Origin of the sequence: Malaciobacter canalis (genome assembly GCF_008000835.1) — a bacterium.
Taxonomy (GTDB): Bacteria; Campylobacterota; Campylobacteria; order Campylobacterales; family Arcobacteraceae; genus Malaciobacter; species Malaciobacter canalis.
On sequence record NZ_CP042812.1, the window covers coordinates 175,601 to 198,637 of the forward strand.

Annotated in this window: 16 protein-coding genes, 2 tRNA genes and 3 rRNA genes; 13 read left to right on the forward strand and 8 right to left on the reverse strand. The window is 33.1% G+C overall.

The annotated features are described in order from the left end of the window. Nucleotides 1-5: 5 nt before the first annotated feature. From ACAN_RS00835 to carA, 3 genes are read left to right on the forward strand one after another with little or no spacing between them, the layout of a single operon-like run. Nucleotides 6-1,256 carry an adenylosuccinate synthase gene (locus tag ACAN_RS00835; RefSeq protein ID WP_099335278.1) on the forward strand — a complete coding sequence of 417 codons (1,251 nt, stop codon included), beginning with the start codon at nt 6-8 and terminating at the stop codon, nt 1,254-1,256. Between the two features lie 3 nt (nt 1,257-1,259). Next, nucleotides 1,260-1,811: a DUF507 family protein gene (locus ACAN_RS00840; RefSeq protein ID WP_099335277.1), complete on the forward strand. Its 552-nt coding sequence runs from the start codon at nt 1,260-1,262 to the stop codon at nt 1,809-1,811. A gap of 1 nt (nt 1,812) precedes the next feature. After that, nucleotides 1,813-2,937 carry a glutamine-hydrolyzing carbamoyl-phosphate synthase small subunit gene (gene carA / locus ACAN_RS00845; protein WP_099335276.1) on the forward strand — a complete coding sequence of 375 codons (1,125 nt, stop codon included), beginning with the start codon at nt 1,813-1,815 and terminating at the stop codon, nt 2,935-2,937. A 131-nt stretch (nt 2,938-3,068) separates the two neighbouring features. Here the strand turns inward: carA and ACAN_RS00850 are convergent, their stop codons facing one another. Genes ACAN_RS00850 through ACAN_RS00865 form a run of 4 tightly spaced genes read right to left on the reverse strand, consistent with a single transcriptional unit; the run spans nt 3,069 to nt 6,436 of the window. Next, on the reverse strand, nt 3,069-3,554 hold the full coding sequence (locus tag ACAN_RS00850) for a phosphatidylglycerophosphatase A family protein (RefSeq protein ID WP_099335275.1): 486 nt from the start codon (nt 3,552-3,554) through the stop codon (nt 3,069-3,071). A 3-nt stretch (nt 3,555-3,557) separates the two neighbouring features. Beyond that, nucleotides 3,558-4,442: a DNA-binding transcriptional response regulator gene (locus ACAN_RS00855; protein ID WP_099335274.1), complete on the reverse strand. Its 885-nt coding sequence runs from the start codon at nt 4,440-4,442 to the stop codon at nt 3,558-3,560. Further along, the gene (locus ACAN_RS00860) at nt 4,439-5,563 is read right to left on the reverse strand and encodes a bifunctional 2-C-methyl-D-erythritol 4-phosphate cytidylyltransferase/2-C-methyl-D-erythritol 2,4-cyclodiphosphate synthase (protein WP_099335273.1); all 1,125 of its coding nucleotides are present in this window, start codon (nt 5,561-5,563) and stop codon (nt 4,439-4,441) included. Before ACAN_RS00860 ends, ACAN_RS00855 begins: the two co-directional genes overlap by 4 nt. Nucleotides 5,564-5,620: 57 nt before the next feature. Next, the gene (locus tag ACAN_RS00865; RefSeq protein WP_099335272.1) at nt 5,621-6,436 is read right to left on the reverse strand and encodes an HDOD domain-containing protein; all 816 of its coding nucleotides are present in this window, start codon (nt 6,434-6,436) and stop codon (nt 5,621-5,623) included. Nucleotides 6,437-6,590: 154 nt separating this feature from the next. Between ACAN_RS00865 and thiC the strand changes: the two genes are divergently transcribed. The 3 genes from thiC (at nt 6,591) to ACAN_RS00880 (ending at nt 9,688) form a co-directional block, all read left to right on the forward strand. After that, the gene (thiC, locus tag ACAN_RS00870) at nt 6,591-7,940 is read left to right on the forward strand and encodes a phosphomethylpyrimidine synthase ThiC (protein WP_099335271.1); all 1,350 of its coding nucleotides are present in this window, start codon (nt 6,591-6,593) and stop codon (nt 7,938-7,940) included. Between the two features lie 181 nt (nt 7,941-8,121). Continuing rightward, the gene (locus ACAN_RS00875; RefSeq protein WP_099335270.1) at nt 8,122-9,282 is read left to right on the forward strand and encodes an Mrp/NBP35 family ATP-binding protein; all 1,161 of its coding nucleotides are present in this window, start codon (nt 8,122-8,124) and stop codon (nt 9,280-9,282) included. A 61-nt stretch (nt 9,283-9,343) separates the two neighbouring features. Continuing rightward, nucleotides 9,344-9,688, forward strand: coding sequence for a nucleotide pyrophosphohydrolase (locus ACAN_RS00880; RefSeq protein ID WP_099335269.1), 345 nt, complete (start codon nt 9,344-9,346; stop codon nt 9,686-9,688). Nucleotides 9,689-9,865: 177 nt separating this feature from the next. On the opposite strand, the gene hisIE is transcribed toward ACAN_RS00880, so the two are convergent. The 3 genes from hisIE to ACAN_RS00895 form a co-directional block, all read right to left on the reverse strand. Beyond that, the gene (gene hisIE / locus ACAN_RS00885) at nt 9,866-10,594 is read right to left on the reverse strand and encodes a bifunctional phosphoribosyl-AMP cyclohydrolase/phosphoribosyl-ATP diphosphatase HisIE (RefSeq protein ID WP_265734359.1); all 729 of its coding nucleotides are present in this window, start codon (nt 10,592-10,594) and stop codon (nt 9,866-9,868) included. Between the two features lie 76 nt (nt 10,595-10,670). Further along, nucleotides 10,671-11,750: an SPFH domain-containing protein gene (locus ACAN_RS00890; protein ID WP_099335267.1), complete on the reverse strand. Its 1,080-nt coding sequence runs from the start codon at nt 11,748-11,750 to the stop codon at nt 10,671-10,673. Nucleotides 11,751-11,760: 10 nt separating this feature from the next. Further along, on the reverse strand, nt 11,761-12,681 hold the full coding sequence (locus ACAN_RS00895) for a branched-chain amino acid transaminase (protein WP_099335266.1): 921 nt from the start codon (nt 12,679-12,681) through the stop codon (nt 11,761-11,763). Nucleotides 12,682-12,829: 148 nt separating this feature from the next. On the opposite strand from ACAN_RS00895, the gene ACAN_RS00900 reads away from it, so the two are divergent. The 7 genes from ACAN_RS00900 (at nt 12,830) to rrf (ending at nt 22,503) form a co-directional block, all read left to right on the forward strand. After that, nucleotides 12,830-13,432 carry a class I SAM-dependent methyltransferase gene (locus ACAN_RS00900; RefSeq protein ID WP_099335265.1) on the forward strand — a complete coding sequence of 201 codons (603 nt, stop codon included), beginning with the start codon at nt 12,830-12,832 and terminating at the stop codon, nt 13,430-13,432. A 72-nt stretch (nt 13,433-13,504) separates the two neighbouring features. Next, nucleotides 13,505-16,984, forward strand: a complete 3,480-nt coding sequence (gene metH / locus ACAN_RS00905; protein ID WP_099335264.1) for a methionine synthase — start codon at nt 13,505-13,507, stop codon at nt 16,982-16,984. A gap of 339 nt (nt 16,985-17,323) precedes the next feature. Further along, nucleotides 17,324-18,838, forward strand: a 16S ribosomal RNA gene (locus tag ACAN_RS00910). 85 nt (nt 18,839-18,923) lie between these two features. Beyond that, nucleotides 18,924-19,000, forward strand: a tRNA-Ile gene (locus tag ACAN_RS00915). Nucleotides 19,001-19,036: 36 nt separating this feature from the next. Then, nucleotides 19,037-19,112 (forward strand) — tRNA-Ala (locus ACAN_RS00920). A gap of 236 nt (nt 19,113-19,348) precedes the next feature. After that, nucleotides 19,349-22,270: ribosomal RNA gene (locus ACAN_RS00925) — 23S ribosomal RNA — on the forward strand. Nucleotides 22,271-22,387: 117 nt separating this feature from the next. After that, nucleotides 22,388-22,503 (forward strand): 5S ribosomal RNA (rrf, locus tag ACAN_RS00930). The 16S, 23S and 5S rRNA genes sit together here with 2 tRNA genes alongside, the layout of an rRNA operon. Nucleotides 22,504-22,599: 96 nt before the next feature. Here the strand turns inward: rrf and ACAN_RS00935 are convergent. Next, nucleotides 22,600-22,821 carry a hypothetical protein gene (locus ACAN_RS00935; RefSeq protein ID WP_099335334.1) on the reverse strand — a complete coding sequence of 74 codons (222 nt, stop codon included), beginning with the start codon at nt 22,819-22,821 and terminating at the stop codon, nt 22,600-22,602. Between the last annotated feature and the right edge of the window lie 216 nt (nt 22,822-23,037).

Below are 23,037 nucleotides of genomic sequence, written 5' to 3' on the forward strand. Positions count from 1 at the left end.
AGATTATGAAAGCGGACTTAATAGTTGGAATTCAATGGGGTGATGAAGGAAAAGGTAAGATGGTTGATATGCTTGCCCAAAATTATGATATGGTTTGTAGAAGTCAAGGTGGACACAATGCAGGTCATACAATATGGGTAGATGGAGTTAGATATGCTTTACACTTAATTCCTTCTGGTGTTTTAAATCCAAAAGCAATAAATATTATTGGAAATGGAGTTGTTTTATGTCCAGAATCAATAATTAAAGAGATGGAACAATTTAAAGGACTTGAGGGAAGACTTTTTATCTCAGATAGAGCTCATCTAAACTTACCATATCATGCTCAAATTGATCAAGCAAAAGAGAAACTTAAAGGCGATAAAGCAATAGGTACAACTGGTAAAGGTATAGGACCAGCTTATGCAGAAAAAATTGCAAGATCAGGTTTTAGAGTGGGAGAGTTGTTAAATCCATCAAAACTTGCAGTAAGTATAATTGATTTTTTCGAACAAAACAAAGCTATATTTGATGTATTAGGTGTAGAAGTTCCATCAAAAGATGAACTAATAGCACTACTTGAGTCATATAAACAAAAACTTGAACCATATATTGCAAATACTACAAATATGGTATGGAAAGCTTTAGATGATGGGAAAAAAGTATTATTAGAAGGTGCACAAGGTACACTACTTGATATTGACCATGGAACTTATCCTTATGTTACTTCTTCAAGTACAGTAAGCGCAGGAGCTTGTACAGGTCTTGGTATAAGTCCAAAAGATATTGGTGTAGTTACAGGAATAGTTAAAGCATATACAACAAGAGTTGGAAATGGTCCATTCCCATCAGAAGACTTCACAGAACAAGGTCAGAAAATTGCTGATATTGGTAAAGAAGTTGGAGTTACAACAGGAAGAGGAAGAAGATGTGGATGGTTCGATGCGATTGCTGTTAAGCATGCAAGCAGATTAAATGGATGTGACCAATTATCATTAATGAAACTTGATGTTTTAGATGGTTTCCCTAAGGTTAAAGTTTGTGTTGCTTATGAGTATAATGGGCAAAGAATTGATTATATGCCTTTAGATTTAGAAAATGTTAAACCAATCTATGAAGAGATTGATGGTTGGGATAGTGTTGTTGGAGTAAGAGAGTTTGATAAACTTCCAGAAAATGCAAAAAAATATATTCAAAAAATAGAGGAACTAACAGGAGTAAAAGTTGGAATAATTTCAACTTCACCAGAAAGAGACGATACAATTATAAGAGGGTAGGTTATGAGAATAAAATTACATCATACAAAATATATTGCAAGAAGAGTTACAAGAGACTTAATAAATTGTGATTTTGTTGAAGTTAGAAAAACAAAAGAAGAAATCACTCAAGAAATAGAGAGAATATTACTTGAAGATATGGATAAAGAGCACGATTTAGACGAAAAAGTTGCAGATATTTTAGAAGAACAAGAGTCAGAAATAGAGTTTTTAAATGCAGATTATAGACAACTTTTTTGGATGACTAAAAAAAGAATGGCAAATGAATTTGGTGTAATTTTAAATAATGAAGATAGATTTTCAGATATTGCACACAGTATATTAGACTATTTATGGGAAGAAGATTATATTCATTATACTTGTTCAGATAATCAGGTAAAAAATGTAATTTTTACTTCAATAGATGAATTTTTAAAAGGTTTTGAAAAAGCAGATGAAGTAGTATTTGAAAAAATAAAACATTATAAAAGAAGATTGATACCTGGTACAGATGAGTATGATATTGTTTACAATAGATTGTATGAAGAAGAATTAATAAAAAGAGGATTAATGTAACATGCAAAAAGTTTGGATTTATTTAGAAAATGGGATTTTTTTAGAGGCAAATTCTTTTGGTGCAACAGGAACAAGTGTTGGAGAAATTGTATTTAATACATCTATGACTGGATATCAAGAAATTATCTCTGATCCTTCATATGCTGGTCAGTTTATAACATTTACAATGCCAGAAATTGGTAATGTAGGTGTAAATAGTGATGATATGGAAAGTAAATCATGCCATTGTAAAGGTGTATTAGTTAGAAACTATCATCATGAGTATTCAAATTTTAGAGCTCAAGGTGACTTAGATTCACTTTTAAAAGAGCATAATGTATTAGGTATTTGTGACATAGATACTAGATACCTAACTAAAATTGTAAGAGATGAGGGTGCTATGATGATGATAGCATCAACAAAAATCCATGATAAAGATGAATTAAAAAAATTATTAGAACAAAGTCCAAGAATTGAAGATATCAACTATATAGAAGAAGTAACAACAAGTGAACCTTATATTCATAAATATGGTGCATGGAACCATAAAGAAATGGCTTATAATAAAGCAGTAATGAGTGATAAAAAAGTTGTTGTTATTGATTTTGGGGTAAAAAGAAATATTTTAAATGAGTTAGTTGAATCAGGTCTTGAAGTTGAAGTTGTACCATCAAACTTTAAAGCAGATGATTTAATAGCAAGATTTGAAGCTTCACAAATAGGTGGAGTATTTTTATCAAATGGACCAGGTGATCCATTAACTTTAACAAGTGAAAAAGAACAAGTACAAAAACTAATTAATGCAAATATTCCTATGTTCGCAATTTGTTTAGGGCATCAAATGTTATCAATAGCTCATGGATATGATACATATAAACTTAAATTTGGACAACATGGAGGTAATCATCCAGTTGCTAATCCAGAAACTAAAGTTGTAGAAATAACTGCACAAAATCACAACTATAATGTACCTGATAATATTGTAGAAATAGCTAATATAACACATATGAATCTATTTGATAATACAATTGAGGGTGTAAAATATAAAAACAAAGAGATTTTTTCAGTTCAACATCATCCAGAGGCAAGTCCAGGTCCTCATGAGTCGAAGTATATATTCTCAGAATTCGCAAAAATCGTAAAATAAAATAGCTATTTATATTCATCTTCTTCGTTGAAGATGAATTTTAGCTCAGTCATTTACTACTTGTAAACTCCTTTGCCAAAATTAATCTTTGCCTTGAATCTAAATATAACAAACGAAATTAATCGTTTGTTTTAGATAATAGGTAAAATATACTTTTCAATTAAAAAGTAAGTTCCAGCAGTTGATATCCCAGCAAAGATACCAGCTAAGATATCATCTCCCATTACACCCCAACCACCTTTAACATCTCTATCAATCTTACCAATAATTGAAGGTTTCCAAATATCAAAAAGTCTAAAAAATAAAAATGCTAAAATAGACATTATTACTATATTTGAACTGTTTATTCCACAAATAGAAAGGGTTATCCACATACCAGCTAACTCATCAATTACTATCTCTTTACTATCATGAATACCAATCTCTTTTTCATATAAATCAATTTGTTTTGCAGCAATAACACTAATTAAAAGTGCAATTAGAAAAAAAGTTGAAGCTGGTATATATTGTATTAAAAATATACCAATAATTAATGATACAAAACTACCTACTGTACCAGGGGCTATTGGACTTAATCCACTAAATCCAACTGTTAAGAAAAATTTTCTCAAATCTATTCCTTATTTCTTTTTTTCAATTCCAAGTTTTTTTCTTTTTTCCCATAAAGATTTTCTTGAAATACCAAGTTTTTTACTAAGTTCTGTATCTGGATACTTTGATTGGAATGATAGCACCATTAGCTTTACATAATCATTTATTGTCATTATATTATTATTTAAAACAACTAAATCGGACTTATTAAACTCAATTTTTTTATATGGAAATGCTTCTTCTTTTTCAAGTGAAGTTAAAATGCAGTTTTTATCTTCAATTATTTTGATTAAATTCTCTTTTGCATTTTTTTTCAAGGTATGATAATCTGTTAAGTAAATAATACCTTTAAAAGTTGAATTTAACTCTTTTTGCCAGTTATCATTACTAAAAGAGATAAATTTTACTCCCATATCTAGTTTTTTAGAGAGTTCAAAAACTAATTTATCAGCACATTTTTGTGAGTTTGTTTCTATAAGTATTGGAAATGATGGAGGTAATGTAGTCTCTTCTAAATCAATATCTTTAAACATAAAATCAAGATATCTTCTCATTGTATTTAATTCTTGTCTTAATGATCTACACTCTTTATAGTGATAAATTTTTCTTACTAATTCATCCATTATAAAAGGTTTCATAATATAATCTTTTGCACCATCTTTAATTGGGTTAGTAACTGTTTCATCTGATATATATGAAACAAGAAGAATAATGATTGAATCTTTGTATCTTTTAATTATATTTTTACATTGTAATGCAGGCAAAGATGTTGATAAAAGTACAATATCATACTCTTTTGTTAAACTATCTAAATTTGGTGATTCTACATAATCACAGCTATGTCCATCATCAAGTAGTCTTGAAACAACTTTTTGTGCCAAATAAATTTCACTCTCAATTATTAATATATTCATCTTTTCTTCCAATCGTAGTATTTTAATGTTGCTATACTTTGCACAGCTACTCCTTCTTTTCTTCCAATAAAACCTAACTTCTCAGCAGTAGTTGCTTTTATATTTACAAAACGCTTTTCTAAATTTAATAGTTTTGCTATTTTAGATTTTATTTCATTTTTATATGGATTAATTTTAGGTTGTTGTGCAATAATTGTTAAATCAATATTTACAATTTCATAACCAACCGCGTAGATAAATTTAACAATATGTTCTAGCAAAGTTTTAGAATCAACTCCTTTGTATTTATCATCTGTATCTGGGAAAAATTCACCAATATCACCTGCTCCACAAGCTCCTAGTAGTGCATCAATAACTGAATGTATTAATACATCTCCATCACTATGAGCTTTGAAACCATAAGGCACATCTATTTTTATTCCACCTAAGAACATATCTTTATTATCTTCAAATGGATGAATATCAAAGCCTGTTCCTGTAAAGAAGTTTTTACTTGGTGATTGAAGCTTTTCTAATATATCTAGATCATGGCAAAAAGTTAGTTTTTTACTTCTTTGACTACCCTCAATATATTTAATTGTTCCACCAATTGACTTAATAGCAGAGCTATCATCAGTAAAATCTCTATTTGTTTTTAAAGCTTGTTTTAAAATTTTTGTTTTTGAAAGTTGAGGGGTTTGAATAAGTTTGACATGGTCTCGGTTGATAGTTTCATCTTCATAGACAACTGTATCAGAAACAGTTAATACAGGAACAATACAATCTGCTTCATTCTTGAGTTGAATGAGATTTTTTATAACTTCAATAGGAATATCAACCCTTGCAACATCTGTAATCATTACATAATCAGTTTCTATCTCTTTTAAAGCATTTTTTATAGAGTTTTGTCTTGTATCTCCACCCTCTATAAAAGTAATATCATCACTAAAGTTTTTCATATAGTTTATCTCATCTTTATGAGAAGTAACAATAACATTAGCAAAATTGTAATAAGAAGTGAGCTTTTTTGAAACATAAAGCCAAACAGGATCATTATCCACTCTAAGCCACTGTTTCTTAGCTTTTAGACTAAATCTAGATGAATTTCCTGCACAAAGAATAATCAGTGTTACATTAGACAAACTTTCCCCTTGTGTAAAAAAGTTACAAATTATAGTCTAATGTAACTTATGTGTAATTTAAACCTTGTTACTAGTTTTTACTTTCAAGCTATCAATAGTATTCATAAGTGGCTCTATATCAAAATTATACTCAATTGCTTTATTTAGTGCTTTTTGTATATTCTTCTCATCTAAGGGATTAACAATATCACATGAAATTTTTGTTATTTCAAGAACTTGACATTTTTTAATAAACTCTTTTGGACATGCATTTAAATCTTGCACAAAACCAATTGAAAAAATCAAATTTGGATCAAGTTTCCAATGTTTAAATATATTTGCAGTGATTTTTGCACAAGTAAAACCAACAAATTTATTTTCAGCTTTTGAAGTATCTGTTTTAAGTGCTTGTTGAAATTCATTAATTTCATTATTTTCTATTACTACATCTGAAATAATAAATTTACCTACTTCTTGTAAAAAAGCAGCTAGTATTAATTCATCTTTATCTTCAAAATTAATGGCACTTAACCAACTATTTACAAAAGATGAAGCAAGGTTTGAGTTCTCCATAAAATCATCAGTTGTGATATTGTAAGCTTCAAGATTAGATTTAATTAAATCTTGAACAACTGAACCTAGTGCAATAGAAATACAAAAATTTACTCCAAGTAAAGAAATTGCTCTATGTACAGTATCTACTTTACTTCTAAAAGCGAACATTGATGAGTTTGCTACTCTTAATAGTGTTGTTACAATTAAAGGATCTTTTTGAATTATTTTCAATAGCTCATCAGGGTCTTTATCTGGAAGTTTTCTAAATTTTTCAAGTTCAATAACGCTTTTTGGTAAAGGTGGCAGTGAATCTATTTTTTCGATAATTTTTTTACTCATATATTTCCCTATAATAAAACTAAATTTAATTATACAAAAAAACCTATGAAAAATCGAAACGTAAATCTTAATAATAAGAATTTAGCTTAAATAATTAAGCTTATATAAAAAAAATTTGATATAATCAAACAAATTTTATGTTAGGATTTTTATAATGAGAGATTGGCTAGACAATCATAATAATGATAATGTTAGAACTCAGATGTATTATGCAAAAAAAGGTATTATTACACCTGATATGGAGTATGTTGCAAAAGTTGAAAAAATTGAACCAGAACTTGTTAGAAGTGAAGTAGCAAGGGGAAGGTTGATTATACCAGCTAATGTAAATCATAAGCACCTTAATCCTATGGCAATTGGATTAGCATCAAAATGCAAAATAAATGCAAATATAGGCTCTTCTGCCTTAGCTTCTGATATCAATACAGAAGTTGAAAAAGTTGATGTTTCATTAAAATATGGAGCAGATACAATTATGGATTTAAGTACAGGAGGAGATTTAGATGCAATTAGAAAAGGCGTAATTAATCACTCAACTGTACCTGTTGGAACTGTACCTATTTATCAAATCTTACATGACTGTAAAGATAAAATTGAAGATTTAAGTATTGAAAAGATGCTACAAACTTTACAAAAACAAGCAGAACAAGGTGTTTCTTATTTCACAATTCATGCAGGGTTTTTACTTAGATTTATGCCTCATATTGCAAAAAGAAAAATGGGTATTGTAAGTCGTGGTGGTTCTTTAATGGCTGCATGGATGATGCACTATCATAAAGAGAATCCATTTTATGAAGCTTTTGATGATATTTTAGAAATTTGTAGAAAATATGATGTATCTTTATCTTTAGGTGACTCATTAAGACCTGGATGTTTAGCTGATGCAAGTGATGAAGCACAGTTATCTGAGTTAAAAGTATTAGGTGAATTGACACTTAGAGCTTGGGAAAAAGATGTTCAAGTTATGGTTGAAGGACCAGGTCATGTTCCTTTAAATCAAATTGAGCGAAATATGAAATTAGAAAAAGAGTATTGTCATGAAGCACCTTTTTATATTTTAGGACCTCTTACAACTGATATTGCTGCTGGATATGATCATATATCATCTGCTATTGGTGCAGCTGTTGGTGGGTGGCATGGAGCTTCAATGCTTTGTTATGTAACACAAAAAGAGCATTTAGGTTTACCAAATGCAGAAGATGTTAGAAGTGGTATCATTGCTTATAAAATTGCAGCTCATAGTGCTGATATTGCAAGAGGAAGAAAAGGTGCAAGAGATATTGATGATGAGATGAGTGATGCAAGATATGGTTTTGATTGGAATAAACAGTTTGAATTATGTCTAGATCCAGAAAGAGCAAAAGAGTTTCACGATGAAACACTTCCTCAAGATGTTTTCAAAGAAGCAGAATTCTGTTCAATGTGTGGACCTAAATTTTGTTCATATAAGATTACTCAAAAGATTGTTGAAGAACATGGTGACAAAATGAAAGAGACAGAGTAAAAGTATATTTAAAAAATAATTTAAAAGAGTGGTATTTCCACTCTTTTTTTTTTGTCTAGTTTTTTAGGTAAAAAATATTTTACTTTCTGTACAATACAATATTAGATATTCTGAATACAATTAAGACAATAATTATCCTATTTAGAATATAATATCGTAAATTTAAAAATAAGGAATTAATATGGCAACAGTAGCAGATATTAAAAGTGCATTAGAAAATGTAAAATATCCTGGTTTTGCTAAATCAATTATAGAATTTGGTTTTGTAAAAGATGTTCAAATTGATGGTTCTGCCTGTATATTAACACTTGATATTACATCAAGTGCTAAAGAAGTTGAATCAAAATTAAGAGAAGATATTACTCAAACTCTATCAGGAATTGTTGAAGAAGTTATAATAAATATTAAAAAACCTGAAGAGCAAAAACAACAAAGTAATAGTACTAGTGGAAAAAATATAGCACCACATATTAAAAACTTTGTAATGGTAAGTTCTGGAAAAGGTGGAGTTGGAAAATCAACTACAACTGTTAACTTAGCAGTAGCAGCAGCAATGCAAGGTAAAAGAGTTGGTATTTTAGATGCTGATATTTATGGTCCAAATATTCCTCGAATGATGGGATTACAAGGAAGAGAGGTTGAAGTTATTGGAAACAAAGCAAAACCTTTTAGAATTCATGGTGTTGATGTAATGTCAATGGGTTCACTAATGCAAGAAGGACAAGCACTAATTTGGAGAGGTGCTATGATTATGAAAGCAATTGAGCAATTATTAAGAGATATTTTATGGGAAAATTTAGATATTTTATTTATTGATATGCCTCCTGGAACTGGTGATGCACAATTGACTCTTGCTCAAAGTGTACCTGTAACTTGTGGTGTTAATGTTACTACTCCTCAACATGTTGCTCTTGATGATAGTAGAAGAAGTTTAGATATGTTTGAAAAACTTCATATTCCAATTGGTGGGATTATCGAAAATATGAGTGGCTTTATTTGTCCAAAATGTAATGAAGAATCAGATATTTTTGGAATGGGAACTTGTGAAGCTTTAGCTGAACAATATAATACTCAAGTTCTAGGAAATTTACCAATTGAACCTGCAATTAGAGAAGGTGGAGATACTGGTAAGCCAGTTGTTTATTTCCAACCAGAATCTGAATCTGCAAAAAGATATATGATAGCTTCACAAAAACTTATTGAATATGTTGATCAAGTAAGTGATAATGTTTCAAATGAAGAGATTCAGCCAACTACACCTCCTGGTGTTAGTGCTTGTAGTACAGCAGGTGCAGCAACACAAGCTAAAAGCTCTAATGGTGGAGGATGCGGTTGCCATTAGTTAAGTAAAGAGTTAAACTCTTTACTTAATATAGACTTTCTATTTATCATAAAGGCTTTTTATGAACATGAGCAAAATACAAGAAATAATAAAAGAGTTTTCAAAACAAAGAGATTGGGACAAACATCATAATCCAAAAAATTTAGCTATGGCACTTAGTGTAGAGGTTTCTGAACTTGTAGAAATTTTCCAATGGTTAGATTTAGAAGCTTCAAAAAATTTAAACAATCAAAAAAAAGAACACTTAAAAGAAGAAATAGCAGATATTGCAATATATTTAATTAGAATATGTATGGCTTATGATATTAATTTAGAAGATGTAATATATGAAAAAATGGAAAAGAATAAAAAGAAATATCCTTTATTTGGTAAAGATGGAAATAGAATAATATATAAAAAGAAGTAATCTTAAACTTTAAATTTCTACTTACTTGAAGTAATATATAATAGTACAATAACTAAAGGAATTAATGATGTCAATTTCAGAAATAATATCTATAATAGTTGGTGTACTATTTATATTTATAGGATTAAGCTTTATTATTAAAGTTTTTAGAAAAGATAAACAAGAAGAGCTTTAACTCTACTCTTGTTTTCTTGAATTTTTTTCTTCTATTCCAGAAATTCCAAATCTTTTAGCTAATTCTTGTTTTACTCTATCAGGACTAATATTTTTACTAGCCATTGCTACTAAACAATGATACATTAAATCAGCAGCTTCATAAACAATCTCTTCTTCATTAGCATCTTTTATTGCAAAGGTAAACTCTCCTGCTTCTTCTACAATCTTTTTTAGCATAGAATTCTCTTTGCCTTTTAATAACTTTGCTGTATATGATTTTTTTGGATCATCATTTTTTCTTTCACAAATAGTGTGATAAAGTGTGTCAACTACACCATATGCAGAACTTGTATCAACTTGGATTTTAGAAACTTCTTCATTTGTTTCTAAATTAGTAAAAAAACAAGATTTTCTTCCTGTGTGACAAGCTACACCAATTTGCTCAACTTTTAAAAGTAATGTATCATTATCACAATCTAATAAAATCTCTTTTACATTTTGAAGATGACCAGAACTTTCTCCTTTTTTCCATATTCTTTGTTTGCTTCTACTAAAATAGTGGGCAATTTTTGTTTCAAGTGTTAAGTTTAATGCTTCTTTATTCATATATGCAAGCATCAAAACTTCATTTGTTTTTGCTTCTTGAGTAATTACTGGAATTAAATTATCCATTTTTTCCCAGTCAATATTCTCTTTTATACTCATTTGTAGTTTCCTTTTCCCTCTTTGCTGGGCGAATTTTACAACAATATAATTAGGGTGTCAAGTTAGTAAAGTGATTTTTGTTTTGTAGATAAAAAAAGAAGTAGTCTCCTACTTCTTTTTTTTATTTGTTTATTGAAGTGTCTCTTGATTTATTTTTTGTATCAACCCAGATATTTGGAGTTGAACCACCAGGTGTTAAGAATATCTTAGCATCTTTATTTTCTCTAAGTGCTTCATTAAACTTACCTTGAACTTGAATTTGTTGCATTTGAAGTAAGTTAGGAGTTAAAGATTTTGCAATCTCTTTATTTGCTTGAGATTGTGCTTTTGCTTCAATAGTTACAGCATCTGCTCTACCTTGAGCTTCAATTCTGTTTTTATCAGCCTCACCTTTTGCAAGTGCAGCTTTTTTCTCAGCTTCTTGTTTTGCTCTTAAAACTTCGTATTTTACTCTTTCTGATTCTTGGTTTGCAATTTGAACTCTTTCAATTTGCTCTTTAATTTTTACAGGTAAAACAATCTCTCTTAATTGTACTGATTCAACTGATACAGGCATACCCTCTAAAGCTTCGATTTTTGTTCGAACACCATTTTCAATCATAACTGCAATTTCATTTCTTTTTGTTGGTAATGTTTCTGCATTAAATTCACCAACTACATTTCTTACAATATTTCTAACAACTGGGTCAACAATTTTGTTTTCCCATCCAAGACCCCATGTAGAAATAGTCTTAGGTGCACCCTCTGCTGTTAATCTATATTGAACAGTAAGTTCAATAGATACAGGTAAACCTCTTGCATCTAAGATATTAATAGCAGGGTTCATTCTAATACTTCTATCAAATTGACCACTAACTTGTTCAACTGACATATAATTAATAAGTCTAACTTTTGTGTCAACTATAATAACTTTTTGAAATACTGGAATGTATAAATGAAAACCAGGTCTTAGTGGAGTTTCAGTATATTTACCTGTTGTAACTTTAATACCAACTTGTCCAGATTCAATTATAACAAATGGTTTGAATACAAACATCATTATTACAATAATAATAATTGCATATAAAAAACCAGCTTTTTTCCCGAAATTTTTAAAAAATTCAGGTGGCTCAAAAGGAGGTTGATAGTTTCCTTTACCTCCACCATTTGAATTATTGTTGTTTTGTTGTCTATTCTTAAAATAGTCATTATCTATTGGCATATTTTTCCTTTTAATTTATATATGTCAAATATTGTAAATACTTTTCATTTTTACCACTTACTGCATCAAAGTATGCAGTTTGTAGTTTTTCTGTAATTGGTCCTCTTGAACCACCTCCGATTATTCTTGCATCAACATCTCTTATTGGTGTTACTTCAGCAGCAGTTCCAGTAAAAAATGCTTCATCTGCAATATAAATCTCCTCTCTTGTTACTCTTCTTCTTACAACTTCAATTCCTAAATCTTTTGCAAGATCAATAATAGTTGCTTGTGTAATTGACTCTAATGAGTTGTCATTTGGAGGTGAAATTAAAACTCCATCTCTTACAATAAAAAAGCAAGCTCCACTAGCTTCTGCTATGTACCCTTGGTCATCTCTTAATAATGCTTCATCATAACCTGCTTCTACAGCTTCAAATTTCGCCATTTGTGAGTTTAAGTAATTAGCAACTGCTTTTGCTTTTCCCATACCTGAAGTATTTGGAGTTCTACTCATCGAAGATATTTTTACTCTAACACCTTTTTTAAGTCCTTCTTCTCCTAGGTATGCTCCCCATTCCCAAGCAGCAACTGAAACTTTAACCGGAGCTTCTTTATGATAAAGACCCATTACTCCATAACCTAAATATACAAGAGGTCTTATATAAGCACCATTAAATAGCTCATTTTTTTGAAGTAACTCTATTTGTGCATTATTTAGTTCTTCTATACTAAATGGTACATCAATAAGAGTCATCTTTGATGAATTAATTAATCTTTTTGTATGCTCATTAAGTTTAAAAATTGCGCATCTTCCATCAACTGTTTTATACGCTTTTGTTCCCTCAATTGCACCATTTCCATAATGCAAAGTATGACTTAACACATGCGTTTTTGCATCATGCCAGTTTACATACTCTCCATCCATCCAGATGTATTTAGCTTCTGTCATCTCAAATTATCCTGATTAAAATTTTATTTGTTAGTGTAGCTAAGATTATATTAAACAAAAGTGAATATATATAATTTACTTTTATTGAAATTTGCCTTTAAACTTTTTTTGCTACCATTTTGCTAATTTAAAAAGAGGTATTATTATAATGACACAACAAGAATTATGGAATAAAAAATTCTCAAAAGATGGATATTTTTATGGTACAAATGTAAATGAATTTTTAAAGTCATGTGAGCATTTATTCTCAAATTCAAAGAGTATTCTTTGTTTAGGTGAGGGAGAGGGAAGAAATGCAATATATTTTGCACAAAAAGGCTTTAATGTAGAAGCTATTGATGCATCTAATATTGGTTTAGAAAAATTAAGAAAAAATGCATTGTCAAAAAATTTAGAAATTGACATATTATGTATGGATTTACAAGATTGGGCACCACTTAAAAAACATGATGTTGTAATAGCTTCTTATTTGCACGTATATGAATATCAAAGAGATAAACTTTTTGATAAAATTGAATTATCTTTAGAAAAAAATGCTTATTTTATAGGTGAATTTTTTTCAAAAAATCAAATAAATTATTCAAGTGGCGGTCCTAAAGACTTAGAGCTTTTATATGATAAGAGTGATTTTGAAAATAGATTTAAAGCATGTAAAAAGATAAAAGTAGAAGAAGAAATAGTTCATTTAAATGAGGGCTCAGGTCATCAAGGTGAAGCTAGTGTTATAAGAGTTATTTTACAAAAAAAATAATAATTAACTACTTCTTAACAAGCATTTATATATACTACAAATTAATAATAATAACTATAACTAGAGAAAAAAATGAGAGAAAAAATCGAAGAAATTATAAAAAATAGGGTTTTAGTAATAGATGGAGCTATGGGAACACAGCTTCAACTTGCTGATATAAAAGATGAAAATTGGTTTTTTGAAAATAAAAATTTAGAAGGATGCAATGAGTTATTAAATTTTACTGCACCTGATGTAATTAAAGGTATTTATAATGCTTATGCAAAAGCTGATGCAAACTTAATAAGTACAAATACCTTTGGTTCTATGCCATGGGTACTTGATGAGTATGGTATTGGGCATATGTCTTATGAACTTTCTAAAATAGGTGCAAGTTTGGCAAAAGAAATTTGCCAAGAGTATCAAAGTGAAGATAAACCAAGATATGTTTTAGGTTCAATAGGACCAGGAACTAAACTACCATCATTGGCTCATATTGAATATGATGAGATGTATGAAGGATATAAAACAATGGCAAAAGGTTTAGTTGATGGAGGAGTAGATATATTTCTTCTTGAAACTTGCCAAGATCCACTTCAAATAAAAACAGCACTTCATGCCCTTCAAGATGTAGCTTCACATATACCAATTATGGTCTCTGTTACTATTGAACTTAGTGGAACAATGCTAATAGGAACTGATGCTTCTACTATTGCAACTATTTTAGAACCTTTTAATATATTATCTTTAGGTTTTAATTGTGGTACAGGACCAAAACAAGTACTTAAGCATGTAAAAACATTAAGTGAAGTATCAAAATTCCCTATATCTGTTCATGCAAATGCAGGCTTACCTCAAAATAAAGGTGGATATACTTATTATCCAATGGGACCTAAAGAGTTTGTTCAATTACAAGAAAAGTTTTTAGATATTGATGGAGTTGCTTTTCTAGGTGGATGTTGTGGAACTACTCCTCAACACATAAAAGCATTAGCAGATGCAGTTAAAGATAAAACTGTAAAAAAACCAACAGGAACTCATGAAGCTTCTCTTGCTTCTTTATTTAATAGTGTTGCTTTAAGACAAGAGTCATCTGCTTTGTTAATTGGAGAAAGAAGTAATGCAACAGGAAGTAAAGCTTTTAGAGAATTACTAAAAGCTGAAGATTATGAAGGTACTTTAAGTGTAGGACAACAACAAGTAAGAGCAGGAGCACATGTAATTGATGTTTCTGTTGGCTTTGCTGGACGAGATGAAAGTAAAGATATGCATAAAGTTATATCTTTATATACTCAAAAAATTCCATTGCCTCTTATGCCTGATTCAACTCAAATAAAAGCCTTAGAAGTAGCACTAAAAAAAATCGGTGGAAGACCTATTATTAATTCTGTAAATCTTGAAGATGGTGAAGAAAAGTTTGATGAGGTTTGTAAATTAGCAAAAAGATTTGGTGCAGCATTAGTTTGTTTAGTAATTGATGAAGTTGGAATGGCTAAAACTAGCCAAAGAAAAGTAGAAGTTGCCCAAAGAATATATGATTTAGCAGTAAATAGACATGGCTTTAGACCTGAAGATTTAGTTTTTGATATGCTTGTATTTACAGTAGGTTCTGGAGATGATGAGTATAGAACTGCTGCTATTGAAACAATTGAAGCAATAAAAGAGTTTCAAAAAAGGCATCCAAATGTTGGAACAACATTAGGTTTATCAAATATTTCATTTGGATTAGATTCAAAAGCCAGAGTTTATTTAAACTCTATGTTTTTACATTATTGTGTACAAGCTGGACTTACAAGTGCAATTGTAAATGTTAAACATATACTACCAATAAATAAGATTACACAAGAAGATAAAAAAGCTTGTGATGATTTACTTTTTAATAATCAAAAAGATGGTGACCCACTATTTAAATTTATTGACCACTTTTCAAATTTAGAAGAACAAGAAGATCAAAGTGATGAAGAGTTTCAAAAATTAGAACCAATAGAAAAAGTTAAAAAACTACTTTTAGATGGTGATAAAGAAAGAATGCTTCCTTTAGTTGAGGAATTAAGGCATGAGATTAAACCAGAAATAATTGTAAATGAATGGCTAATTGATGGAATGAAAATAATTGGTGAGTTATTTGGAAGTGGGCAAATGCAGTTACCATTTGTACTTCAAAGTGCAGAAACAATGAAAGCTACAGTTGATAGTTTAAACCCTTATTTACCAAAAGAAGATAAAGCAAGTGAAACAGTTCTGGTTCTTGGAACGGTTAAAGGGGATGTTCATGATGTAGGTAAAAATCTTGTTGATATTATTTTAAGTAATAATGGTTTTAAAGTCATAAATATTGGTATTAAAGCAGATATAAATGACTTTGTCATTGCTGTACGCGAACATAAAGCACAAGCAATAGGAATGAGTGGACTTTTAGTTAAAAGTACAGCAGTGATGAAAGAAAACTTAGAAGAGTTACAAAGACAAGGTATTGATATTCCTGTATTATTAGGTGGTGCTGCTTTAACCAAATCATTTATTAATGATTTTTGTAGACCTATTTATGATGGACCAATTTTTTATTGTAGGGATGCTTTTGATGGAGTAGTATCTATGAAAAGAATAGAAGATGGTGACCAAAATAATACAGCATTAGCTGCTGATTTAATTCAAGTAAAAGATACAAGTTCTAAAAAAGAAGAAAAAGAGATTATTATTCCACCTTATGAAGATATAAAACTTCCAAGTAAAGCTGAATTTACTTTTCCACCATTTTGGGGACGTCAGGTAAAAACATCTAAAGATATAGATAATGAATTGGTATTTAAATGGATAAATCATAGGGTACTGTTTAGACAAAGATGGGGATATAAAAGAGCTGGACAAAAAACAGAAGATTTTATAAAACATGAAGAAGAAGTAGTTAAGCCTTTGTATGAAAAATTAAAAGAAGAATTAATTCAAAAAAAGGTTTTTGAACCAATTTCAATACAAGCATATTACCCTTGTATGTCATATGATAATAAACTATATATATTTGATTATGAAAAATATGGATTTAACTCATTAGATGAAGCAAAGAAAGTTCCAAACTTAGATGAAGCAATAAAAGTACTAGAGTTTCCAAGACAAAAAAGAAAACCACATAGATGTATATCTGATTTTTTTGCAAATGATAGATTAGATGTGGTTGGATTTACTCTTGCAAGTGCTGGATTAAAAATTACATCATATGAAAGAGAGTTATATGATCAAGGAAAATTTAGTGAATATTTTCAAGTACATGGATTAGGAGTAGAATTAGCAGAATCTTTAGCAGAAGTAATTCATAAGCAAATTAGACTTGATTTAGATATAGTTCCAAAGGAAGGACCAACTTTATATGATGTTCAAATGAAACAATATGTTGGTTGTAGATACTCTCCTGGCTATGCTGCTTGTCCTGAACTTAGTCAAAATAGAGACTTTTTTGATTTATTGAACCCTGAAGAGTTTGGAATTACTCTAAGTGAAACTTTTCAAATGGATCCTGAACAAACAACTTGTGCTATAGTTGTGCCTCATCACGAAGCTAATTACTATAATATTTAGTTTTAACTATAAAGAAAGTGCTCATTTTGAGCACTTGATAACATTTTCCAAAATTTAAGCCTGCATTAAGTTTAAACCCTTGACAAAGGGGCAAGATTTGTCTATAATTCCCGTCCAAATTCGCTGAGGCAAACAAGAGATTGAGAGCTAAAGATGAGATTGAGTTCTTTAACACAAAGTAAGTTTGTAAGAGAAGTAACTTTTATAAACTGAATATATATATGACAAAAAAATAAGAAGAATACAAATTCTTCGTCTATAATATCATACATAAAGTATGATAAAACAATGAGTAATTAATTTTGTATAGAAATACATAATTAGTCAGAGAACAAACACTTTATGGAGAGTTTGATCCTGGCTCAGAGTGAACGCTGGCGGCGTGCTTAACACATGCAAGTCGAACGAGAACGGGATTAGCTTGCTAATCTGTCAGCTAAGTGGCGCACGGGTGAGTAATATATAGGTAACGTGCCTTCAAGAGGGGGATAACAGATGGAAACGTCTGCTAAAACCCCATATGCCTTTAATGCGAAAGTATGCAAGGGAAATATTTATAGCTTGAAGATCGGCCTGTACAGTATCAGATAGTTGGTGAGGTAATAGCTCACCAAGTCAATGACGCTTAACTGGTTTGAGAGGATGATCAGTCACACTGGAACTGAGACACGGTCCAGACTCCTACGGGAGGCAGCAGTGGGGAATATTGCACAATGGGGGAAACCCTGATGCAGCAACGCCGCGTGGAGGATGACACATTTCGGTGCGTAAACTCCTTTTATATAAGAAGATAATGACGGTATTATATGAATAAGCACCGGCTAACTCCGTGCCAGCAGCCGCGGTAATACGGAGGGTGCAAGCGTTACTCGGAATCACTGGGCGTAAAGAGCGTGTAGGCGGATAGATAAGTCAGAAGTGAAATCCAATAGCTTAACTATTGAACTGCTTTTGAAACTGTCTATCTAGAGTATGGGAGAGGTAGATGGAATTTCTGGTGTAGGGGTAAAATCCGTAGAGATCAGAAGGAATACCGATTGCGAAGGCGATCTACTGGAACATAACTGACGCTGAGACGCGAAAGCGTGGGGAGCAAACAGGATTAGATACCCTGGTAGTCCACGCCCTAAACGATGTACACTAGTTGTTGCTATGCTCGACATAGCAGTAATGCAGTTAACACATTAAGTGTACCGCCTGGGGAGTACGGTCGCAAGATTAAAACTCAAAGGAATAGACGGGGACCCGCACAAGCGGTGGAGCATGTGGTTTAATTCGACGATACGCGAAGAACCTTACCTGGTCTTGACATAGTAAGAACCATTTAGAGATAGATGGGTGTCTGCTTGCAGAAACTTATATACAGGTGCTGCACGGCTGTCGTCAGCTCGTGTCGTGAGATGTTGGGTTAAGTCCCGCAACGAGCGCAACCCTCGTCATTAGTTGCTAACACTTCGGGTGAGAACTCTAATGAGACTGCCTACGCAAGTAGGAGGAAGGTGAGGACGACGTCAAGTCATCATGGCCCTTACGACCAGGGCTACACACGTGCTACAATGGGGTATACAAAGAGCAGCGATACAGTGATGTGGAGCAAATCTAAAAAATACCTCCCAGTTCGGATTGTAGTCTGCAACTCGACTACATGAAGTTGGAATCGCTAGTAATCGTAGATCAGCAATGCTACGGTGAATACGTTCCCGGGTCTTGTACTCACCGCCCGTCACACCATGGGAGTTGATTTCACTCGAAGCGGGGATGCTAAGATAGCTACCCTCCACAGTGGAATTAGCGACTGGGGTGAAGTCGTAACAAGGTAACCGTAGGAGAACCTGCGGTTGGATCACCTCCTTTCAGAGAAAAGATTAAGAGAGTCAAAACTCTTAATCAAAGTCAATATATATTCAGTTTATAAAGGTTATTTAAAAGATAGGTGAGAGGGCCTATAGCTCAGCTGGCTAGAGCGCTCGACTGATAATCGTGAGGTCCCAGGTTCAAGTCCTGGTAGGCCCACCATGATTAAATAATCTTAAAAGAAGAGATTAAAAAGTTGGGGAATTAGCTCAGCTGGGAGAGCGCCTGCCTTGCACGCAGGAGGTCAGCGGTTCGATCCCGCTATTCTCCACCAACAAACAAGAAGAAGTTAAATATAAGTTCAATAAATATTGGATTTATATTTAATTTTTTCAGAGATGAGAAGATTAAAGAAGTTATTTAAAAATATAATGTTAAAGTCAAAAATTTTTCTAAGAAAAGAAAGCAATTTCAAGAAAGAAAAGAAGAACACAACTATTTTATTAAATTTAATAAGATAGTAGCCAAGGAATAATTATCAAAAAAGGTTAGAGTAAGATCTAATTAAAAAAATAAGCTATTAAGGGCTAATGGTGGATGCCTAGACTGTAAGAGGCGAAGAAGGACGTACTAGACTGCGAAAAGTCACGAGGAGCTGTCAAGAAGCATTGATTCGTGAATATCCGAATGGGACAACCCAATATATAGAGATATATATTACCCAGAAATGGGGGCTAACGTGGTGAAGTGAAACATCTCAGTAACCATAGGAAGAGAAATCAAAAGAGATTCCCAAAGTAGCGGCGAGCGAAATGGGAGAAGGGCAAACCCTATGCTTGCATAGGGGGTTGAAGGACCATAATATGAGACTAAAGATAATAGTAGAAATATCTGGAAAGGTATAGCAAAGAGGGTGAAACTCCTGTATACGAAATTATCAATAGCTCTAATGGTATCCTGAGTAGGACGGAACACGTGATATTTTGTCTGAATCCGGGGGGACCACCCTCCAACCCTAAATACTACTTACAGATCGATAGTGAACAAGTACCGTGAGGGAAAGGTGAAAAGTACTCCAGCGAGGAGAGTGAAATAGAACCTGAAACCATTAGCTTACAATCATTCAGAGCCCTATGTGAATTTATTCACAGGGTGATGGACTGCCTTTTGCATAATGAGCCTGCGAGTTGTGGTATCTGGCAAGGTTAAGTCAAGTACGAAGCCGTAGCGAAAGCGAGTCTTAAAAGGCGAATTAGTCAGATGCTGCAGACCCGAAACGAAGTGATCTATCCATGGGCAGGTTGAAGCTGGTGTAAGAGCCAGTGGAGGACCGAACCGATGGGCGTTGAAAAGCCCCCGGATGACCTGTGGATAGGGGTGAAAGGCCAATCAAACTTCGTGATAGCTGGTTCTCTCCGAAATATATTTAGGTATAGCCTCTAGTAGTAGCATGTAGGGGTAGAGCACTGAATGGGCTAGGGCTGCTTACCGCGGTACCAAACCCTATCAAACTTCGAATACTACATGTGTAAGCTAGGGAGTCAGGCGTAGGGTGATAAAATCCTATGTCGAGAGGGGAACAACCCAGACTAACAGCTAAGGTCCCAAAGTTACATCTAAGTGGAAAACGATGTGGAGTTACTGTGACAACCAGGAGGTTGGCTTAGAAGCAGCCATCCTTTAAAGAAAGCGTAACAGCTCACTGGTCTAGTGATTCTGCGCGGAAAATATAACGGGGCTAAGATGTACACCGAAGCTTTAGATTCATAATTTATTATGAGTGGTAGGAGAGCGTTCTATTCAGCGTCGAAGCTGTACCGGTAAGGAGCAGTGGAGCGGATAGAAGTGAGCATGCAGGCATGAGTAGCGATAATTAAGGTGAGAATCCTTAACGCCGAAAACCCAAGGTTTCCTACGCGATGCTCGTCATCGTAGGGTTAGTCGGGTCCTAAGTCGAGTCCGAAAGGGGTAGACGATGGGAAATTGGTTAATATTCCAATACCAACAATTAAGCGCGATGTGGGGACGCATAGAGTTAATCGAGCTCACTGATGGAATAGTGGGTCGAAGGACGTAGGTTGTAATTTAGGTAAATCCGGATTACAAGAGACCGAGATCTGATAGGCTGAACAATCTCTTCGGAGAGCGTTTAGAATCGATGATACTGTCGTGCCAAGAAAAGCCACTAAGTATATTAATTGTTGCCCGTACCGTAAACCGACACAGGTAGGTGGGATGAGTATTCTAAGGCGCGTGGAAGAACCCTGGTTAAGGAACTCTGCAAACTAGCACCGTATCTTCGGTATAAGGTGTGCCTACTTTGGTATAGAGATTTACTCTCAAAAGCCTAAGAGGTTGCAACAAAGAGTCCCTCCCGACTGTTTACCAAAAACACAGCACTTTGCTAACACGTAAGTGGATGTATAAGGTGTGACGCCTGCCCGGTGCTCGAAGGTTAATTGATGATGTAAGCGTAAGCGAAGCATTTGATCGAAGCCCGAGTAAACGGCGGCCGTAACTATAACGGTCCTAAGGTAGCGAAATTCCTTGTCGGTTAAATACCGACCTGCATGAATGGCGTAACGAGATGGGAGCTGTCTCAACCAGGGATCCAGTGAAATTGTAGTGGAGGTGAAAATTCCTCCTACCCGCGGAAAGACGGAAAGACCCCGTGCACCTTTACTACAGCTTGACACTGTAGCTTGGATATTCATGTGCAGGATAGGTGGGAGGCTTTGATTACTAGACGCAAGTAGAGTATGAGCCATCCTTGAGATACCACCCTTGAATATTTGAGTTACTAACTGCGTACAATAAACTTGTATCAGGACAATGTCTGGTGGGTAGTTTGACTGGGGCGGTCGCCTCCTAAAAAGTAACGGAGGCTTACAAAGGTTAGTTCAAGGCGGATGGAAATCGCCTGATGAGTATAATGGCATAAACTAGCTTGACTGTGAGAGAGACAACTCGAGCAGAGACGAAAGTCGGTCATAGTGATCCGGTGGTTCTGAGTGGAAGGGCCATCGCTCAAAGGATAAAAGGTACGCCGGGGATAACAGGCTGATCTCCCCCAAGAGCTCACATCGACGGGGAGGTTTGGCACCTCGATGTCGGCTCATCGCATCCTGGGGCTGGAGCAGGTCCCAAGGGTATGGCTGTTCGCCATTTAAAGCGGTACGCGAGCTGGGTTCAGAACGTCGTGAGACAGTTCGGTCCCTATCTTCCGTGGGCGTAGGAAAGTTGAGAAGATTTGTCCCTAGTACGAGAGGACCGGGATGAACGTACCACTGGTGTACCAATTGTTCTGCCAAGAGCATCGTTGGGTAGCTACGTACGGATGAGATAAGAGCTGAAAGCATCTAAGCTCGAAGCCAACTTCAAGATGAACTTTCCCTGAAGATCCCAGTAAGACTAACTGGTTGATAGGCTAGATGTGTAAGCATAGAGATATGTTTAGCTGACTAGTACTAATAGATCGTTCGGCTTATTATTATACTTGGTTTACTATCTTATTAAGTTTACTAAAGTTGTGTTCAAAGAGACTTTAACATTAATATACTCAAAATATGAGTATAGAGTGAATAATAAAATTCATTGTATACTCATATTGCTGGTGGATATAGCGAAGTGGAAATACCCAGATCCATACCGAACCTGGAAGTCAAGCACTTCTGCGCTGATAATACTGCACCTTTCAGGTGTGGAAACGTAGGCCTCTGCCAGCTCTTGAGTTTTTACAAGCCCTTATCTATTTTAACTTATTTAAGTTATCTTAGTTATGGGCTTTTTTTTGTCTTTTTTATCCTATATTTTTTATAGTTTTAATGTCTTAATGCTTCTCTTTTATATTTTCTCCACTTTTTAAAGTATTCTTCATTATTTAAATTATTATCATGACTATAATCAGCAGCAAAGTTCATTAATGCTTGTTCTAAAAAAGTGCTATAATCAAGTGCTATTACATCTTTTTGTTTACTTTGTGGTTTATCTCCCCATCTATTTTGAAACCACTGGTTCCATTGTTTTGATCCAGGTCTATGCATATTCCATGTTCCATCTTCAGTGATTTTTTTACTGGATAAAAAAATGTAATCATATTAGAATCATAAGGTACATAACTTGATGTTCCATGGCAACTTAAACATGATGAGCTTCTTAGTTTTTTTACTATTTTATCATCTACTTTTACATCATATTTTACTGCAATATCAAAAGGACCTGATAGTCTTTTCCCATAGCCTAATGTAACTTTTGCAAAT

Bases quoted from the DNA above. Each gene is read 5' to 3' on its own strand.
- ACAN_RS00835 (WP_099335278.1), top strand. From the start codon at position 6: ATGAAAGCGGACTTAATAGTTGGAATTCAATGGGGTGATGAAGGAAAA.
- ACAN_RS00840 (WP_099335277.1), top strand. From the start codon at position 1,260: ATGAGAATAAAATTACATCATACAAAATATATTGCAAGAAGAGTTACA.
- carA (WP_099335276.1), top strand. From the start codon at position 1,813: ATGCAAAAAGTTTGGATTTATTTAGAAAATGGGATTTTTTTAGAGGCA.
- ACAN_RS00855 (WP_099335274.1), bottom strand. From the start codon at position 4,442: ATGAATATATTAATAATTGAGAGTGAAATTTATTTGGCACAAAAAGTT.
- ACAN_RS00865 (WP_099335272.1), bottom strand. From the start codon at position 6,436: ATGAGTAAAAAAATTATCGAAAAAATAGATTCACTGCCACCTTTACCA.
- thiC (WP_099335271.1), top strand. From the start codon at position 6,591: ATGAGAGATTGGCTAGACAATCATAATAATGATAATGTTAGAACTCAG.
- ACAN_RS00875 (WP_099335270.1), top strand. From the start codon at position 8,122: ATGGCAACAGTAGCAGATATTAAAAGTGCATTAGAAAATGTAAAATAT.
- ACAN_RS00880 (WP_099335269.1), top strand. From the start codon at position 9,344: ATGAACATGAGCAAAATACAAGAAATAATAAAAGAGTTTTCAAAACAA.
- ACAN_RS00890 (WP_099335267.1), bottom strand. From the start codon at position 11,750: ATGCCAATAGATAATGACTATTTTAAGAATAGACAACAAAACAACAAT.
- ACAN_RS00895 (WP_099335266.1), bottom strand. From the start codon at position 12,681: ATGACAGAAGCTAAATACATCTGGATGGATGGAGAGTATGTAAACTGG.
- ACAN_RS00900 (WP_099335265.1), top strand. From the start codon at position 12,830: ATGACACAACAAGAATTATGGAATAAAAAATTCTCAAAAGATGGATAT.
- metH (WP_099335264.1), top strand. From the start codon at position 13,505: ATGAGAGAAAAAATCGAAGAAATTATAAAAAATAGGGTTTTAGTAATA.
- ACAN_RS00935 (WP_099335334.1), bottom strand. From the start codon at position 22,821: ATGCATAGACCTGGATCAAAACAATGGAACCAGTGGTTTCAAAATAGA.